This is a genomic window from Pseudomonas hunanensis (genome assembly GCF_013393325.1).
In the GTDB taxonomy this organism is placed as follows: domain Bacteria; phylum Pseudomonadota; class Gammaproteobacteria; order Pseudomonadales; family Pseudomonadaceae; genus Aquipseudomonas; species Aquipseudomonas putida_P.
In genome coordinates this window covers 1-17,671 of the sequence record NZ_QJRC01000063.1, presented here as the reverse complement: position 1 = coordinate 17,671, position 17,671 = coordinate 1, and the positions used below count along the sequence as shown (strand labels likewise).

The 17,671-nt window shown below is 57.3% G+C and carries 13 protein-coding genes and 1 tRNA gene; all 14 read left to right on the top strand.

Annotated elements, in window-relative coordinates:
• Positions 1-1,143, top strand: a 1,143-nt coding sequence (gene tuf, locus DM807_RS02015) for an elongation factor Tu (protein ID WP_125924594.1), incomplete at its 5' end; no start/stop codon positions are given.
• Positions 1,144-1,197: 54 nt separating this feature from the next.
• Positions 1,198-1,273 (top strand) — tRNA-Trp (locus DM807_RS02010).
• Positions 1,274-1,317: 44 nt separating this feature from the next.
• A complete protein-coding gene (gene secE / locus DM807_RS02005; RefSeq protein ID WP_012270231.1) occupies positions 1,318-1,686 on the top strand; it encodes a preprotein translocase subunit SecE in 369 nt (122 codons plus the stop codon).
• A gap of 9 nt (positions 1,687-1,695) precedes the next feature.
• Entirely contained in the window at positions 1,696-2,229 is a 534-nt protein-coding gene (gene nusG, locus DM807_RS02000; RefSeq protein WP_003255501.1) for a transcription termination/antitermination protein NusG, read from the top strand.
• A gap of 119 nt (positions 2,230-2,348) precedes the next feature.
• Positions 2,349-2,780: a 50S ribosomal protein L11 gene (gene rplK / locus DM807_RS01995; protein ID WP_003255500.1), complete on the top strand. Its 432-nt coding sequence runs from the start codon at positions 2,349-2,351 to the stop codon at positions 2,778-2,780.
• Positions 2,780-3,475 (top strand): 50S ribosomal protein L1, encoded by a 696-nt coding sequence (rplA, locus tag DM807_RS01990; RefSeq protein WP_012270232.1) that lies wholly within the window; start codon positions 2,780-2,782, stop codon positions 3,473-3,475. The genes rplK and rplA overlap by 1 nt, the downstream gene beginning before the upstream one ends.
• Before the next feature lie 197 nt (positions 3,476-3,672).
• On the top strand, positions 3,673-4,173 hold the full coding sequence (gene rplJ, locus DM807_RS01985; RefSeq protein WP_003255497.1) for a 50S ribosomal protein L10: 501 nt from the start codon (positions 3,673-3,675) through the stop codon (positions 4,171-4,173).
• Positions 4,174-4,250: 77 nt separating this feature from the next.
• Entirely contained in the window at positions 4,251-4,616 is a 366-nt protein-coding gene (gene rplL / locus DM807_RS01980) for a 50S ribosomal protein L7/L12 (RefSeq protein ID WP_003255496.1), read from the top strand.
• A gap of 219 nt (positions 4,617-4,835) precedes the next feature.
• Positions 4,836-8,909: a DNA-directed RNA polymerase subunit beta gene (rpoB, locus tag DM807_RS01975; protein WP_012270233.1), complete on the top strand. Its 4,074-nt coding sequence runs from the start codon at positions 4,836-4,838 to the stop codon at positions 8,907-8,909.
• A gap of 64 nt (positions 8,910-8,973) precedes the next feature.
• Positions 8,974-13,173 carry a DNA-directed RNA polymerase subunit beta' gene (gene rpoC, locus DM807_RS01970; RefSeq protein ID WP_012270234.1) on the top strand — a complete coding sequence of 1,400 codons (4,200 nt, stop codon included), beginning with the start codon at positions 8,974-8,976 and terminating at the stop codon, positions 13,171-13,173.
• A gap of 211 nt (positions 13,174-13,384) precedes the next feature.
• A complete protein-coding gene (gene rpsL, locus DM807_RS01965; RefSeq protein WP_003255492.1) occupies positions 13,385-13,756 on the top strand; it encodes a 30S ribosomal protein S12 in 372 nt (123 codons plus the stop codon).
• 106 nt (positions 13,757-13,862) lie between these two features.
• Entirely contained in the window at positions 13,863-14,333 is a 471-nt protein-coding gene (gene rpsG / locus DM807_RS01960) for a 30S ribosomal protein S7 (protein WP_003246741.1), read from the top strand.
• 30 nt (positions 14,334-14,363) lie between these two features.
• Positions 14,364-16,508: an elongation factor G gene (gene fusA / locus DM807_RS01955; RefSeq protein ID WP_012270236.1), complete on the top strand. Its 2,145-nt coding sequence runs from the start codon at positions 14,364-14,366 to the stop codon at positions 16,506-16,508.
• 27 nt (positions 16,509-16,535) lie between these two features.
• Positions 16,536-17,671: elongation factor Tu (gene tuf, locus DM807_RS01950; protein ID WP_179027007.1), on the top strand; the 1,136-nt coding region annotated here is incomplete at its 3' end.

The following is a 17,671-nucleotide window of genomic DNA, read 5'->3' as shown; positions in this document are numbered from 1 at the left end:
ATCGGCCACGTTGACCACGGTAAGACCACTCTGACCGCAGCTCTGACTCGCGTTTGCTCCGAAGTTTTCGGTTCGGCAATCGTTGAGTTCGACAAGATCGACTCGGCTCCGGAAGAAAAAGCGCGCGGTATCACCATCAACACCGCTCACGTTGAGTACAACTCGACCATTCGTCACTACGCTCACGTTGACTGCCCAGGTCACGCTGACTACGTGAAGAACATGATCACCGGTGCTGCCCAGATGGACGGCGCGATCCTGGTTTGCTCGGCCGCCGATGGTCCGATGCCACAAACCCGTGAGCACATCCTGCTGTCCCGTCAGGTTGGCGTTCCGTACATCGTGGTCTTCCTGAACAAGGCTGACCTGGTAGACGACGCTGAGCTGCTGGAACTGGTCGAGATGGAAGTTCGCGACCTGCTGTCCACCTACGACTTCCCAGGTGACGACACTCCGATCATCATCGGTTCCGCTCGTATGGCCCTGGAAGGCAAAGACGACAACGAAATGGGCACTACCGCTGTTAAGAAGCTGGTAGAGACTCTGGACAGCTACATTCCTGAGCCAGTTCGTGCCATCGACCAGCCGTTCCTGATGCCGATCGAAGACGTATTCTCGATCTCGGGTCGTGGTACCGTTGTTACCGGTCGTATCGAGCGTGGTATCGTCCGCGTTCAGGATCCGCTGGAAATCGTTGGTCTGCGTGACACCACCACCACCACCTGCACCGGTGTTGAGATGTTCCGCAAGCTGCTGGACGAAGGTCGTGCTGGCGAGAACTGCGGCGTTCTGCTGCGTGGTACCAAGCGTGACGACGTTGAGCGTGGCCAGGTTCTGGTCAAGCCAGGTTCGGTCAAGCCGCACACCAAGTTCACCGCAGAAGTCTACGTTCTGTCGAAGGAAGAAGGCGGTCGTCACACTCCGTTCTTCAAAGGCTACCGTCCTCAGTTCTACTTCCGTACCACTGACGTGACCGGTAACTGCGAACTGCCGGAAGGCGTTGAAATGGTAATGCCAGGTGACAACATTCAGATGACTGTTACCCTGATCAAGACCATCGCAATGGAAGACGGTCTGCGCTTCGCTATCCGTGAAGGCGGTCGTACCGTCGGCGCCGGTGTCGTAGCAAAAATTATTGAATAAGTAGTTGATTTACTTGATCAGGCCGGTATAATTGCCGGCCTGATACAGCGTTACAGGTCAGTAGCTCAATTGGCAGAGCGACGGTCTCCAAAACCGTAGGTTGGGGGTTCGATTCCCTCCTGACCTGCCATTTCACTTCGGTGTGATGGCTTTCTTCTTACAGGATCCTCCTCGATGACTCCCAAAACTGAAGCCCAAGAATCGCGTTTTGATCTGTTCAAGTGGCTGGCTGTAGTGGCTTTGGTGGTTGTTGGTGTTGTGGGTAATCAATACTACTCCGCCTCTCCAATCCTGTATCGCGTTCTCGCACTTCTCGTCCTGGCTGCTGTCGCGGGCTTTGTAGCTCTGCAGACTGCGAAGGGCAAGTCGTTCTTTTCGCTTGCGAAGGAAGCTCGTACCGAGATTCGTAAAGTCGTGTGGCCGACCCGCCAGGAAACCACCCAGACCACGCTGATTGTCGTGGCTGTTGTGCTGGTTATGGCACTGCTGCTGTGGGGTCTTGATTCCCTGCTCGGCTGGGCGGTCTCCTTGATCGTTGGCTAAAGGTGTCCCGTGGCTAAGCGTTGGTATGTTGTGCATGCTTACTCGGGTTACGAGAAGCATGTAATGCGCTCCCTGATTGAGCGCGTCAAGCTGGCTGGCATGGAAGACGGTTTCGGCGAGATCCTGGTCCCGACCGAAGAAGTCGTCGAAATGCGCAACGGCCAGAAGCGTAAGAGTGAGCGTAAATTCTTCCCTGGCTATGTATTGGTCCAGATGGAGATGAACGAAGGGACTTGGCACTTGGTCAAGGATACCCCTCGTGTGATGGGCTTTATCGGTGGTACTGCAGATAAGCCTGCGCCGATCACTGATAAAGAAGCTGAGGCTATCCTGCGTCGTGTTGCCGACGGCAGCGACAAGCCGAAGCCGAAGACGCTGTTCGAGCCAGGTGAAGTGGTTCGAGTCATTGACGGTCCGTTCGCTGACTTCAATGGTAGTGTCGAAGAGGTTAACTACGAAAAGAGCCGCCTGCAGGTTGCAGTGCTCATTTTCGGTCGCTCTACTCCGGTGGAGCTCGAGTTCAGCCAGGTCGAAAAGGTCTAGGCGGACGAAGCATCCCAAACCCCGCAGCCCTGTGTGTTGCGGGGTTTTGTCGTCACTGGGATAAAACGCAAGTCATCCGGGGAGCCATCAGGCGTTTGTACCCGATTTTGGAGTAGCTCATGGCTAAGAAGATTCAGGCTTACATCAAGCTGCAAGTTAAGGCCGGCCAGGCCAACCCAAGCCCACCCGTTGGTCCAGCACTGGGTCAACATGGTGTGAACATCATGGAATTCTGCAAGGCCTTCAACGCCCGTACTCAGGGTCAAGAAGCCGGCCTGCCGACTCCAGTGATCATCACTGTCTACAGCGACCGTAGCTTCACCTTCGAGACCAAGAGCACCCCTGCCTCGGTTCTGCTGAAGAAAGCTGCTGGCCTGACCAGTGGTTCGGCTCGTCCGAACACCGTTAAAGTCGGTACCGTTACCCGTGCTCAGCTGGAAGACATCGCCAAAGCTAAACAGGCTGATCTGACTGCCGCTGACCTGGATGCTGCTGTACGCACCATCGCTGGCTCTGCCCGCAGCATGGGCCTGAACGTGGAGGGTGTGTAATGGCTAAGCTGACCAAGCGCCAAAAGGCAATCGCCGAAAAAATCGAAGCAGGCAAGTCCTACAACTTCGAAGAAGCGGCAACTCTGCTGGCTTCGCTGCCTGCTGCCAAGTTCGTCGAGTCCTACGACATCGCCGTTAACCTCGGTGTTGACCCGCGTAAATCCGACCAGGTCGTACGTAGCGCTACTGTGCTGCCACACGGCACTGGTAAGACCGTTCGCGTTGCTGTCTTCACCCAGGGTCCAGCTGCTGAAGCCGCTCTGGCTGCCGGCGCTGACCGTGTAGGTATGGACGATCTGGCTGCCGAAATGAAAGCCGGCGACCTGAACTATGACGTCGTCATCGCATCGCCTGATGCCATGCGCGTTGTAGGTCAACTGGGTCAGGTTCTGGGTCCTCGCGGCCTGATGCCTAACCCGAAAGTTGGTACCGTTAGCCCAGACGTAGCCACTGCCGTGAAAAACGCCAAGGCTGGTCAGGTTCGCTACCGTACCGACAAAAACGGTATCATTCACACTTCCGTTGGCAAGGTCGGCTTTGAAGCTGGCAAGCTGAAGGAAAACGTTGAGGCCCTGATCGCTGATCTGAAGCGTATCAAGCCAGCTTCTTCGAAAGGTATCTACGTCAAGCGCGTTACCCTGAGCACCACCATGGGCCCAGGTCTGGTCATCGATCAGAGCTCGCTGAACGTGTAAGAACATGGCGGCGCGACCAGTCGCGCCGCCAGCAAAAATTGGGGTCCCTGCCTGGCGGGGGCTATCCAAGACCGTAGGCGGCGCAAGCCTTAAAACACCAGCCCACGCAGATGGTGCTCCCGATTCGTTACCGAATCAGACACCAAAACGACATCCGGCTTCGGCCAGATGAAACGGTAAAAACCAGGAGTAAACCCGTGGCAATTAAACTCGAAGACAAGAAGGCCATCGTCGCTGAAGTCAACGAGGCTGCCAAAGTCGCTCTGTCCGCTGTCGTGGCCGATGCCCGTGGTGTGACTGTAAGCGCAATGACCGGACTCCGTAAAGAGGCCCGCGAAGCTGGCGTTTACGTACGTGTTGTACGTAACACCCTGCTCAAGCGCGCTGTTGAAGGCACCGAATTTTCGATCCTCAACGACGCGTTCAAAGGCCCGACCCTGATTGCTTTCTCCAACGAACACCCGGGCGCTGCTGCTCGTCTGTTCAAAGAGTTCGCCAAGGGTCAGGACAAGTTCGAGATCAAGGCAGCTGCGTTTGACGGCAATTTCATTGCAGCGAACCAGATCGACGTGTTGGCTACCCTGCCGACCCGCGACGAAGCTATTGCACGACTGATGAGCGTTATCCAAGGCGCCACCAGCAAGCTGGCTCGTACTCTGGCAGCCATTCGCGACCAGAAAGAAGCTACCGCTGCCTAAGGCACGCGAACTCTTTCAAAATCATACGTTTAATTTGATGGCTGCGTAGGCTGTCACCCCAATACAGGATTTAAGTCATGTCTCTGACTAACGAACAAATCATCGAAGCAATCGGCCAGAAAACCGTTCTGGAAGTTGTTGAGCTGATCAAAGCAATGGAAGAAACCTTCGGCGTTACCGCTGCTGTTGCCGCTGCTGGCCCAGCTGCTGCTGCTGCCGTTGTTGAAGAGCAGACCGAGTTCAACGTTGTTCTGGTTGAAGCCGGCGACAAGAAAGTGAACGTGATCAAAGCCGTTCGCGAACTGACCGGTCTGGGCCTGAAAGAAGCCAAAGAGAAAGTCGATGGCGCTCCTCAGGTAGTAGCTGAAGGCGTTTCGAAAGAAGCCGCTGAAGACGCTAAGAAGAAGCTGGAAGAAGCAGGCGCCAAAGTCGAGCTGAAGTAATCTCGACTGTGCGATGCCAGCCTGAGCGTTGAGCGAAGGCTGATGGCTGGTGGCTTATGCCACCGGCCTTTTTCCGTTATTGGTGGCCGGTCAGGCCGGTCCCGATAACGAGCTGCAAGACACCCATGTGGGTGGCGCAAACCAAGGGGTTTGCACGATTTTCTGGCTGCTCCCGCCGGGAGAAGCCAAACAAGCAGGTGACCAAGCTGGGGAACGCTGATGGCTTACTCATACACTGAGAAAAAACGTATCCGCAAGGACTTTAGCAAGTTGCCGGACGTTATGGATGTGCCTTACCTCCTGGCCATCCAGCTGGATTCGTATCGCGAATTCCTGCAAGCGGGAGCATCCAAGGATCACTTCCGCGACGTCGGCCTGCACGCGGCCTTCAAATCGGTATTCCCGATCATCAGCTACTCCGGCAATGCTGCCCTGGAGTACGTAGGCTATCGCCTGGGCGAGCCCGCCTTCGATGTGAAGGAATGTGTCCTGCGTGGCGTGACCTTCGCGGTCCCACTGCGGGTCAAGGTGCGCCTGATCATCTTCGACAAGGAATCGTCGAACAAAGCGATCAAGGACATCAAAGAGCAAGAAGTCTACATGGGTGAAATCCCCCTGATGACTGAGAACGGTACCTTCGTTATCAACGGTACCGAGCGTGTGATCGTTTCCCAGCTGCACCGTTCGCCTGGTGTGTTCTTCGACCACGACCGTGGCAAGACTCACAGCTCCGGCAAGCTGCTGTACTCCGCTCGCATCATCCCTTACCGCGGCTCCTGGCTGGACTTCGAGTTCGACCCGAAGGACTGCGTGTTCGTGCGTATCGACCGTCGCCGCAAACTGCCGGCCTCGGTGCTTCTGCGCGCCCTGGGTTACAGCACTGAAGAAGTGCTGAACACCTTCTATACCACCAACGTGTTCCACATTTCCGGCGAGAAACTCAGCCTGGAACTGGTGCCGCAGCGTCTGCGTGGTGAAGTTGCAGTCATGGACATCCATGACGAAACCGGCAAAGTCATCGTTGAGCAAGGCCGTCGTATCACCGCGCGCCACATCAACCAGCTCGAAAAAGCCGGCGTCAAGCAGCTGGACGTTCCAATGGAATACGTCCTGGGTCGCACTACCGCCAAGGCTATCGTGCATCCGGCTACCGGCGAGATCCTCGCTGAATGCAACACCGAGATGACCACCGAACTGCTGATCAAGGTCGCCAAGGCGCAGGTTGTCCGTATCGAGACCCTGTACACCAACGACATTGATTGCGGTCCGTTCATCTCCGACACCCTGAAGATCGACACCACCAGCAACCAGCTGGAAGCTCTGGTCGAAATCTACCGCATGATGCGTCCAGGCGAGCCGCCAACCAAGGATGCAGCCGAGACCCTGTTCAACAACCTGTTCTTCAGCGCCGAGCGTTACGACCTGTCGGCCGTAGGCCGCATGAAGTTCAACCGTCGTATCGGTCGTACCGAGATCGAAGGTTCGGGCGTGCTGAGCAAGGAAGACATCGTCGAGGTCCTGAAGACCCTGGTCGATATCCGTAACGGCAAGGGCATCGTCGACGACATCGACCACCTGGGTAACCGTCGCGTACGTTGCGTCGGCGAAATGGCTGAAAACCAGTTCCGTGTTGGCCTGGTGCGCGTCGAGCGTGCGGTCAAGGAACGTCTGTCGATGGCAGAAAGCGAAGGCCTGATGCCGCAAGACCTGATCAACGCCAAGCCGGTTGCGGCGGCGGTGAAAGAGTTCTTCGGTTCCAGCCAGCTGTCCCAGTTCATGGACCAGAACAACCCGCTCTCCGAGATCACCCACAAGCGCCGCGTTTCCGCACTCGGCCCTGGCGGTCTGACCCGTGAGCGTGCCGGCTTCGAAGTTCGTGACGTACACCCGACCCACTACGGCCGTGTGTGCCCGATCGAGACCCCTGAAGGTCCGAACATCGGCCTGATCAACTCCCTGGCGGCCTATGCCCGCACCAACCAGTACGGTTTCCTGGAAAGCCCGTACCGCGTGGTGAAGGAAGGCGTTGTCAGCGACGACATCGTGTTCCTGTCGGCCATTGAAGAAGCGGATCACGTCATCGCCCAGGCTTCGGCCGCGATGAACGAGAAGAAGCAACTGATCGATGAGCTGGTAGCTGTTCGTCACCTCAACGAATTCACCGTCAAGGCGCCGGAAGACGTCACCCTGATGGACGTTTCGCCGAAGCAGGTTGTTTCTGTTGCTGCGTCGCTGATTCCGTTCCTTGAGCACGACGACGCCAACCGTGCATTGATGGGCTCGAACATGCAGCGTCAGGCTGTACCGACCCTGCGTGCTGACAAGCCGCTGGTAGGTACCGGCATGGAGCGCAACGTTGCCCGTGACTCCGGTGTCTGCGTGGTTGCTCGCCGCGGTGGTGTGATCGATTCGGTCGACGCCAGCCGTATCGTTGTTCGCGTTAACGACGACGAGGTGGAAACCGGTGAAGCAGGTGTAGATATCTACAACCTGACCAAATACACCCGTTCGAACCAGAACACCTGCATCAACCAGCGTCCGCTGGTGAGCAAGGGTGACAAGGTTCAGCGTAGCGACATCATGGCCGACGGCCCGTCCACCGACATGGGTGAGCTGGCACTGGGTCAGAACATGCGCATCGCGTTCATGGCGTGGAACGGCTTCAACTTCGAAGACTCCATCTGCCTGTCCGAGCGTGTGGTTCAGGAAGACCGCTTCACCACCATCCACATTCAGGAACTGACCTGTGTGGCGCGTGACACCAAGCTTGGCCCAGAGGAAATCACTGCGGACATCCCGAACGTGGGTGAAGCTGCACTGAACAAGCTGGACGAAGCCGGTATCGTTTACGTAGGTGCTGAAGTCGGCGCTGGCGACATCCTGGTCGGCAAAGTCACGCCAAAAGGCGAAACCCAGCTGACTCCGGAAGAAAAACTGCTGCGCGCAATCTTCGGTGAGAAGGCCAGCGACGTTAAGGACACCTCCCTGCGTGTGCCAACCGGCACCAAGGGTACTGTCATCGACGTACAGGTCTTCACCCGTGATGGCGTCGAGCGCGACAGCCGCGCCCTGGCCATCGAGAAGATGCAGCTGGACGAGATCCGCAAGGACCTCAACGAAGAGTTCCGCATCGTCGAAGGTGCAACCTTCGAGCGTCTGCGTTCTGCCCTGAACGGCCAGGTGGTCGACGGTGGCGCGGGCCTGAAGAAAGGCACCGTGATCACTGACGAAGTGCTGGACGGTCTGGAGCACGGCCAGTGGTTCAAGCTGCGCATGGCTGAAGATGCACTGAACGAGCAGCTGGAAAAGGCTCAGCAGTACATCGTCGACCGTCGCCGTCTGCTGGACGACAAGTTCGAAGACAAGAAGCGCAAGCTGCAGCAGGGCGATGACCTGGCGCCGGGCGTACTGAAGATCGTCAAGGTTTACCTGGCAATCCGCCGTCGCATCCAGCCGGGTGACAAGATGGCCGGTCGTCACGGTAACAAAGGTGTTGTCTCGGTAATCATGCCGGTAGAAGACATGCCGCACGATGCCAACGGTACTCCGGTTGACGTCGTACTGAACCCGCTGGGCGTACCTTCGCGTATGAACGTTGGTCAGATCCTTGAAACCCACCTGGGCCTGGCGGCCAAGGGCCTGGGCGAGAAGATCGACCGCATGCTCGAAGAGCAGCGCAAAGCCGCTGAGCTGCGCGTGTTCCTGACCGAGGTCTACAACGAGATCGGCGGTCGTCAGGAAAACCTCGACGAGTTCACCGACGAAGAGATCCTGGCCCTGGCCAACAACCTGAAGAAAGGCGTGCCTATGGCTACCCCGGTCTTCGATGGTGCCAAGGAACGCGAGATCAAGGCCATGCTGAAGCTGGCCGACCTGCCAGAGAGCGGCCAGATGGTGCTGTTCGATGGCCGTACCGGCAACAAGTTCGAGCGCCCTGTGACCGTTGGTTACATGTACATGCTCAAGCTGAACCACTTGGTGGACGACAAGATGCACGCGCGTTCCACTGGTTCCTACAGTCTGGTTACCCAACAGCCGCTGGGTGGTAAGGCGCAGTTCGGTGGTCAGCGTTTCGGGGAGATGGAAGTGTGGGCGCTGGAAGCATACGGCGCGGCATACACCCTGCAAGAAATGCTCACAGTGAAGTCGGACGACGTGAACGGCCGTACCAAGATGTACAAGAACATCGTGGATGGCGATCACCGTATGGAGCCGGGCATGCCCGAGTCCTTCAACGTGTTGATCAAAGAGATCCGTTCGCTCGGTATCGATATCGATCTGGAAACCGAATAACACGTGACGCGAAGGGGAGCGGGGCAGGTAATGCCCGCTCCCTGCTCCGCCAGGAGGAAAGGCCTTGAAAGACCTACTGAATTTGCTGAAAAACCAGGGTCAAGTCGAAGAGTTCGACGCCATCCGTATCGGTCTGGCGTCGCCTGAAATGATCCGTTCGTGGTCGTTCGGTGAAGTTAAGAAGCCGGAAACCATCAACTACCGTACGTTCAAGCCTGAGCGCGACGGCCTGTTCTGCGCCAAGATCTTTGGCCCAGTCAAGGACTACGAGTGCCTGTGCGGCAAGTACAAGCGCCTCAAGCACCGCGGTGTGATCTGCGAGAAGTGCGGCGTTGAAGTTGCCTTGGCGAAGGTTCGTCGTGAGCGCATGGCGCACATCGAACTGGCCTCGCCAGTTGCTCACATCTGGTTCCTGAAATCGCTGCCGTCCCGTATCGGCTTGCTGATGGACATGACCCTGCGTGACATCGAGCGCGTGCTCTACTTCGAGAGCTATGTCGTTATCGATCCGGGCATGACCACCCTGGAGAAGGGCCAGCTGCTGAACGATGAGCAGTACTTCGAAGCGCTGGAAGAGTTCGGTGACGACTTCGACGCCCGCATGGGTGCCGAGGCTGTCCGCGAGCTGCTGCACGCTATCGACCTGGAGCACGAGATTGGCCGCCTGCGCGAAGAAATTCCGCAGACCAACTCGGAAACCAAGATCAAGAAGCTGTCCAAGCGCCTGAAGCTGATGGAAGCTTTCCAGGGCTCGGGCAACCTGCCTGAGTGGATGGTCCTGACCGTCCTGCCAGTGCTGCCGCCGGATCTGCGTCCGCTGGTACCGCTGGATGGTGGCCGCTTCGCGACCTCCGACCTGAACGACCTGTATCGTCGGGTGATCAACCGTAACAACCGTCTGAAGCGCCTGCTGGATCTGTCGGCGCCAGACATCATCGTGCGCAACGAAAAGCGCATGCTGCAGGAAGCGGTCGACGCCCTGCTGGACAACGGCCGTCGCGGTCGCGCCATCACTGGCTCGAACAAGCGTCCGCTGAAGTCCCTGGCTGACATGATCAAAGGTAAGCAAGGTCGTTTCCGTCAGAACTTGCTCGGTAAGCGCGTGGACTACTCCGGTCGTTCGGTAATTACCGTAGGCCCGACCCTGCGTCTGCACCAGTGCGGTCTGCCGAAGAAGATGGCCCTCGAGCTGTTCAAGCCGTTCATTTTCGGCAAGCTTGAAATGCGTGGTCTGGCGACCACCATCAAGGCTGCCAAGAAGATGGTCGAGCGCGAGCTGCCAGAGGTGTGGGACGTTCTCGCCGAAGTGATTCGCGAACACCCCGTACTGCTCAACCGTGCACCAACACTGCACCGTCTGGGTATCCAGGCCTTTGAGCCGGTACTGATCGAAGGTAAGGCTATTCAGCTGCACCCGCTGGTCTGTGCCGCGTACAACGCCGACTTCGACGGTGACCAGATGGCTGTTCACGTGCCGCTGACGCTGGAAGCCCAGCTCGAAGCGCGCGCGCTGATGATGTCGACCAACAACATCCTGTCGCCAGCCAACGGTGAGCCAATCATCGTTCCGTCGCAGGACGTTGTACTGGGTCTTTACTACATGACCCGTGAAGCCATCAACGCCAAGGGTGAAGGTCGCGTATTTGCCGACCTGCAGGAAGTCGACCGCGTATTCCGCGCCGGCGAGGCTGCCTTGCACGCGAAAATCAAGGTTCGTATCAACGAAACCGTGAAAGATCGTGATGGCAGCGTGACCAAGAACACCCGCATCGTCGACACCACCGTTGGCCGTGCGCTGCTGTTCCAGGTTGTACCGGCAGGTCTGCCGTACGACGTGGTCAACCAGCCGATGAAGAAGAAAGCGATCTCCAAGCTGATCAACCAGTGCTACCGCGTGGTGGGTCTGAAAGAGACCGTCATCTTCGCTGACCAACTGATGTACACCGGTTTCGCTTACTCCACCATCTCTGGCGTGTCCATTGGTGTGAACGACTTTGTCATCCCTGATGAGAAAGCGCGCATCATCAACAGCGCTACCGATGAAGTGAAGGAAATCGAGAGCCAGTACGCTTCCGGCCTGGTAACCCAGGGCGAGAAGTACAACAAAGTCATCGACTTGTGGTCCAAGGCGAACGACGAAGTGTCCAAGGCGATGATGGCCAACCTCTCGAAAGAGAAGGTCATCGACCGCGAGGGCAAGGAAGTCGAGCAAGAGTCCTTCAACTCGATGTACATGATGGCTGACTCGGGTGCGCGGGGTTCTGCGGCCCAGATCCGTCAGCTGGCCGGTATGCGTGGTCTGATGGCCAAGCCGGACGGCTCGATCATCGAGACGCCGATCACTGCGAACTTCCGTGAAGGTCTGAGCGTACTTCAGTACTTCATCTCGACTCACGGTGCTCGTAAGGGTCTGGCGGATACCGCCTTGAAGACTGCTAACTCCGGTTACCTGACTCGTCGTCTGGTAGACGTGGCGCAAGACCTGGTCGTGACCGAGATCGACTGCGGCACCGACCATGGCCTGCTGATGACTCCGCACATCGAAGGCGGTGACGTTGTAGAGCCGCTGGGTGAGCGTGTACTGGGTCGTGTAATCGCCCGTGACGTATTCAAGCCAGGTACCGAAGATGTCATCGTTCCAGCCGGTACGCTGGTCGACGAGCAGTGGGTCGAATTCATCGAGCTGAACAGCATCGACGAAGTTATCGTACGCTCGCCGATCAACTGCGAAACCCGCTACGGCATCTGCGCCAAGTGCTACGGTCGTGACCTGGCGCGTGGTCACCAGGTGAACATCGGTGAAGCTGTCGGCGTTATCGCTGCGCAGTCGATCGGTGAGCCGGGTACCCAGCTGACCATGCGTACGTTCCACATCGGTGGTGCTGCAAGCCGTACTTCGGCAGCTGACAGCGTCCAGGTTAAGAACGGCGGTATGGTGCGTCTGCACAACCTGAAGCAGGTTGAGCGTGCCGACGGCAACTTGGTTGCTGTATCGCGTTCCGGTGAGTTGGCCATCGCCGACGAATTCGGTCGTGAGCGTGAGCGTTACAAGCTGCCTTACGGTGCGGTGATTTCGGTCAAGGAAGGTGAAAAGGTCGAAGCTGGCGCCATCGTCGCCAAGTGGGACCCGCACACCCACCCGATCGTTACCGAGCTGAAAGGTACCGTGACCTTCGTGGGCATGGAAGAAAACATCACCATCAAGCGTCAGACCGATGAGCTGACCGGCTTGACCAACATTGAAGTACTGGACGTCAAGGATCGCCCTGCCGCAGGCAAGGAAATCCGTCCGGCAATCAAGATGGTCGATGCCAATGGCAAGGATCTGTACCTGCCTGGTACCGACGTACCGGCTCAGTACTTCCTGCCAGCCAACGCCCTCGTTGGTGTGGCTGACGGTGCCCAGATCGGTGTTGGTGACGTTATCGCGCGTATCCCGCAAGAAACGTCGAAGACCCGTGACATCACCGGTGGTCTGCCGCGCGTTGCCGACTTGTTCGAAGCGCGCCGTCCGAAAGAAGCCTCGATTCTGGCTGAAGTCAGCGGCACCATCGCATTCGGTAAAGAGACCAAGGGCAAGCGTCGCCTGGTAATCACTCCGACCGACGGTAGCGATCCGTACGAAGAGCTGATTCCGAAGTGGCGCCACCTGAACGTCTTCGAAGGTGAGCAGGTAAACCGCGGTGAAGTTATCTCCGACGGCCCGAGCGATCCGCACGACATCCTGCGTCTGCTGGGTGTGAGCGCGCTGGCGAAGTACATCGTCAACGAGATCCAGGACGTTTACCGTCTGCAAGGCGTGAAGATCAACGACAAGCACATCGAGACCATCCTGCGTCAGATGCTGCGCAAGGTCGAGATCTCCGAGTCGGGCGATTCCAGCTTCATCAAGGGCGACCAGATGGAACTGACTCACGTACTGGTCGAGAACGAGCGTCTCGCCGGCGAGGACAAGTTCATCTCGAAGTTCACTCGCGTGCTGCTGGGTATCACCAAGGCGTCGCTGTCGACCGAATCGTTCATCTCCGCGGCTTCCTTCCAGGAAACCACCCGCGTACTGACCGAAGCGGCGGTAACCGGCAAGCGCGATTACCTGCGCGGCCTGAAAGAGAACGTGGTCGTGGGTCGTCTGATCCCGGCTGGTACTGGTCTGGCCTACCACAGCGAGCGCAAGCGTCGCCGTGATGCCGACAAGCCGCTGCGCGTAAGTGCCAGTGAGGTGGAAGCCGCACTGACCGAAGCGCTGAATTCCAGCGGTAACTAAGTACAGGGCAGGGCCCCGACCAGCCTCGAACGGGCATCGGCGACATAAAATGTTGCCGATGATCGGGCGGGGTTGGTCGGGGCCTCGTCTTGACTGGGTGCAAGATCCTCTTTAGACTTTTGTACCCTTAAATTTGGTGAGGCTCCGTCTCGCCAATTTTTGGCTTTCTTGCAAGACAATAGAGTCGCAAGACAATCAGTGGAGCTAGTAGATGGCAACTATCAACCAGCTGGTACGTCAGCCGCGTAAGCGTTCGGTCGAGAAGTCCGACGTTCCTGCGCTGCAGAACTGCCCGCAACGTCGTGGCGTGTGCACCCGTGTGTACACCACCACGCCGAAAAAACCTAACTCGGCACTGCGTAAAGTATGCCGTGTGCGTCTGACCAACGGTTTCGAGGTTTCCTCGTACATCGGTGGTGAAGGCCACAACCTGCAAGAGCACAGCGTCGTCCTGATCCGTGGCGGCCGTGTAAAAGACTTGCCAGGTGTTCGTTACCACACCGTTCGCGGCTCTCTGGATACTTCGGGCGTTAAAGGCCGTAACCAGGGTCGTTCGAAGTACGGTACCAAGCGTCCGAAGTAATCGGCCGTTTGCAGACATCCATTTTTTTGAGTCGATAAGAGTAAGGTCGGGCAGGGGTCGAAGACCCACGTCCCGGGCTAACCTGAAGACCGTTTGAGGGCTTATCATGCCAAGACGTCGTGTAGCAGCAAAACGTGAGATCCTTGACGATCCGAAGTACGGATCCCAGATCCTCGCCAAGTTCATGAACCACGTGATGGAAAGCGGCAAGAAGGCCGTAGCCGAGCGCATCGTTTACGGTGCCCTGGATACCGTCAAAGCACGCAAGAACAGCGACCCCCTGGAAATCTTCGAGAAAGCTCTCGACGCCATCGCTCCGCTGGTCGAAGTTAAGTCCCGTCGTGTAGGCGGTGCTACTTACCAGGTTCCGGTTGAAGTTCGTCCATCCCGTCGTAACGCTCTGGCAATGCGCTGGCTCGTAGACTACGCCCGCAAGCGCGGCGAGAAGTCGATGGCTCTGCGTTTGGCCGGCGAACTGCTGGATGCTGCCGAAGGCAAGGGTGCTGCAGTCAAGAAGCGTGAAGACGTTCACCGTATGGCTGAAGCCAACAAAGCGTTCTCGCACTACCGCTTCTAATTCAAGCATCAATCATTTTGCGAGGGCTTTATGGCTCGTACTACAGCAATTAACCGCTACCGTAACATTGGTATCTGTGCCCACGTTGACGCGGGCAAGACCACCACTACCGAGCGGATCCTGTTCTACACAGGTCTGAGCCACAAAATGGGCGAGGTGCATGACGGCGCCGCGACCACCGACTGGATGGTGCAGGAGCAGGAGCGGGGTATCACCATTACCTCCGCTGCCGTTACCACCTTCTGGAAAGGCTCCGTTGGTCAGTATGACAACTACCGTGTAAACGTCATCGACACCCCCGGCCACGTTGACTTCACCATTGAAGTAGAGCGTTCGCTGCGCGTACTCGACGGCGCGGTCGTTGTGTTCTGCGGTACCTCCGGTGTTGAGCCTCAGTCCGAAACCGTATGGCGTCAGGCCAACAAATACGGCGTTCCACGTGTTGTTTACGTGAACAAGATGGACCGTGCCGGTGCAAACTTCCTGCGCGTCGTAGGTCAGATCAAGAACCGTCTGGGTCACACCCCGGTTCCTGTTCAGCTGGCCATCGGTTCGGAAGATAACTTCCAGGGTCAGGTCGACCTGATCAAGATGAAGGCTATCTACTGGAACGACGACGACAAGGGCACCACCTATCGCGAGGAAGAAATTCCTGCCGATATGCTGGAGCTGGCTCAAGAGTGGCGCTCCAACATGGTTGAAGCGGCTGCCGAGTCCAGCGAAGAGCTGATGAACAAGTACCTGGAAGGCGAAGAGCTGACCGTCGAAGAGATCAAGGCCGGTCTGCGCGCGCGCACCCTGGCCAGCGAAATCGTACCGGCCGTCTGCGGTTCGTCGTTCAAGAACAAGGGCGTTCCCCTGGTTCTCGACGCCGTCATCGACTACCTGCCTGCTCCGACCGAGATCCCTGCAATCCAGGGTATCAATCCGGACGACAAAGAGCTGGACAAAGAAGATCCGGCTGTTCGTAAAGACGTGCGTCACGCTGACGACGACGAGCCGTTCTCGGCTCTGGCGTTCAAGATCGCGACTGACCCGTTCGTGGGTACTCTGACCTTCGTTCGCGTCTACTCGGGCGTTCTGACCTCTGGTGACTCGGTCATCAACTCGGTCAAAGGCAAGAAAGAGCGCGTTGGCCGTATGGTGCAGATGCACGCTAACCAGCGTGAAGAGATCAAGGAAGTGCGCGCTGGCGACATCGCCGCACTGATCGGTATGAAGGACGTGACCACGGGCGAAACCCTGTGCAACGCCGACAAGCCAATCATTCTTGAGCGTATGGACTTCCCTGAGCCGGTTATTTCGCTCTCCGTAGAGCCGAAAACCAAGGCTGACCAGGAGAAGATGGGTATTGCACTGGGCAAGCTGGCCCAGGAAGACCCGTCGTTCCGCGTCAAGACCGACGAAGAGACTGGCCAGACCATCATCTCGGGCATGGGTGAGCTGCACTTGGACATCCTCGTTGATCGCATGAAGCGCGAATTCAACGTCGAAGCCAACATCGGCAAGCCGCAGGTTTCGTACCGCGAGAAGATCACCAAGTCCAACGTCGAGATCGAAGGCAAGTTCGTTCGTCAGTCGGGCGGTCGTGGTCAGTTCGGTCACTGCTGGATCCGTTTCTCGGAGCCAGAAGTCGACGAGAAAGGCAACATCACCGAAGGTCTGGTGTTCTCCAACGAAGTCGTTGGTGGTGTAATTCCTAAGGAATTCATCGCCCCGATCCAGAAGGGTATCGAAGAGCAGATGAAGAACGGCGTTGTTGCCGGCTATCCTCTGATCGGCCTGAAGGCCGCGGTATTCGACGGTTCGTACCACGACGTCGACTCCAACGAAATGGCGTTCAAGATCGCTGCTTCGATGGCGACCAAACAGCTGGCCACTAAAGGCGGCGGTGTGGTTCTCGAGCCGATCATGAAGGTCGAAGTTGTAACCCCGGAAGACTACCTGGGTGACGTGATGGGTGACCTGAACCGTCGTCGTGGTCTGGTCCAGGGTATGGATGAATCGGTCTCTGGCCGTGTCGTCCGTGCTGAAGTACCGCTCGGAGAAATGTTCGGTTACGCAACCGACGTTCGTTCCATGTCTCAGGGTCGCGCAAGCTACTCCATGGAATTCTCCAAATACGCCGAAGCTCCGTCGAACATCGTCGAAGCACTCGTTAAAAAACAAGGCTAATCCCCTTTAGGCAAGAGGTTCACTGTCGTGGCTAAAGAAAAATTTGATCGTTCCCTTCCCCACGTTAACGTCGGCACCATCGGCCACGTTGACCACGGTAAGACCACTCTGACCGCAGCTCTGACTCGCGTTTGCTCCGAAGTTTTCGGTTCGGCAATCGTTGAGTTCGACAAGATCGACTCGGCTCCGGAAGAAAAAGCGCGCGGTATCACCATCAACACCGCTCACGTTGAGTACAACTCGACCATTCGTCACTACGCTCACGTTGACTGCCCAGGTCACGCTGACTACGTGAAGAACATGATCACCGGTGCTGCCCAGATGGACGGCGCGATCCTGGTTTGCTCGGCCGCCGATGGTCCGATGCCACAAACCCGTGAGCACATCCTGCTGTCCCGTCAGGTTGGCGTTCCGTACATCGTGGTCTTCCTGAACAAGGCTGACCTGGTAGACGACGCTGAGCTGCTGGAACTGGTCGAGATGGAAGTTCGCGACCTGCTGTCCACCTACGACTTCCCAGGTGACGACACTCCGATCATCATCGGTTCCGCTCGTATGGCCCTGGAAGGCAAAGACGACAACGAAATGGGCACTACCGCTGTTAAGAAGCTGGTAGAGACTCTGGACAGCTACATTCCTGAGCCAGTTCGTGCCATCGACCAGCCGTTCCTGATGCCGATCGAAGACGTATTCTCGATCTCGGGTCGTGGTACCGTTGTTACCGGTCGTATCGAGCGTGGTATCGTCCGCGTTCAGGATCCGCTGGAAATCGTTGGTCTGCGTGACACCACCACCACCACCTGCACCGGTGTTGAGATGTTCCGCAAGCTGCTGGACGAAGGTCGTGCTGGCGAGAACTGCGGCGTTCTGCTGCGTGGTACCAAGCGTGACGACGTTGAGCGTGGCCAGGTTCTGGTCAAGCCAGGTTCGGTCAAGCCGCACACCAAGTTCACCGCAGAAGTCTACGTTCTGTCGAAGGAAGAAGGCGGTCGTCACACTCCGTTCTTCAAAGGCTACCGTCCTCAGTTCTACTTCCGTACCACTGACGTGACCGGTAACTGCGAACTGCCGGAAGGCGTTGAAATGGTAATGCCAGGTGACAACATTCAGATGACTGTTACCCTGATCAAGACCATCGCAATGGAAGACGGTCTGCGCTTCGC

Excerpts from the sequence above, each read along its gene's own strand:
- secE (WP_012270231.1), top strand. The coding sequence starts at position 1,318 with ATGACTCCCAAAACTGAAGCCCAAGAATCGCGTTTTGATCTGTTCAAG.
- rplK (WP_003255500.1), top strand. The coding sequence starts at position 2,349 with ATGGCTAAGAAGATTCAGGCTTACATCAAGCTGCAAGTTAAGGCCGGC.
- rplA (WP_012270232.1), top strand. The coding sequence starts at position 2,780 with ATGGCTAAGCTGACCAAGCGCCAAAAGGCAATCGCCGAAAAAATCGAA.
- rplL (WP_003255496.1), top strand. The coding sequence starts at position 4,251 with ATGTCTCTGACTAACGAACAAATCATCGAAGCAATCGGCCAGAAAACC.
- rpoB (WP_012270233.1), top strand. The coding sequence starts at position 4,836 with ATGGCTTACTCATACACTGAGAAAAAACGTATCCGCAAGGACTTTAGC.
- rpsL (WP_003255492.1), top strand. The coding sequence starts at position 13,385 with ATGGCAACTATCAACCAGCTGGTACGTCAGCCGCGTAAGCGTTCGGTC.
- rpsG (WP_003246741.1), top strand. The coding sequence starts at position 13,863 with ATGCCAAGACGTCGTGTAGCAGCAAAACGTGAGATCCTTGACGATCCG.
- fusA (WP_012270236.1), top strand. The coding sequence starts at position 14,364 with ATGGCTCGTACTACAGCAATTAACCGCTACCGTAACATTGGTATCTGT.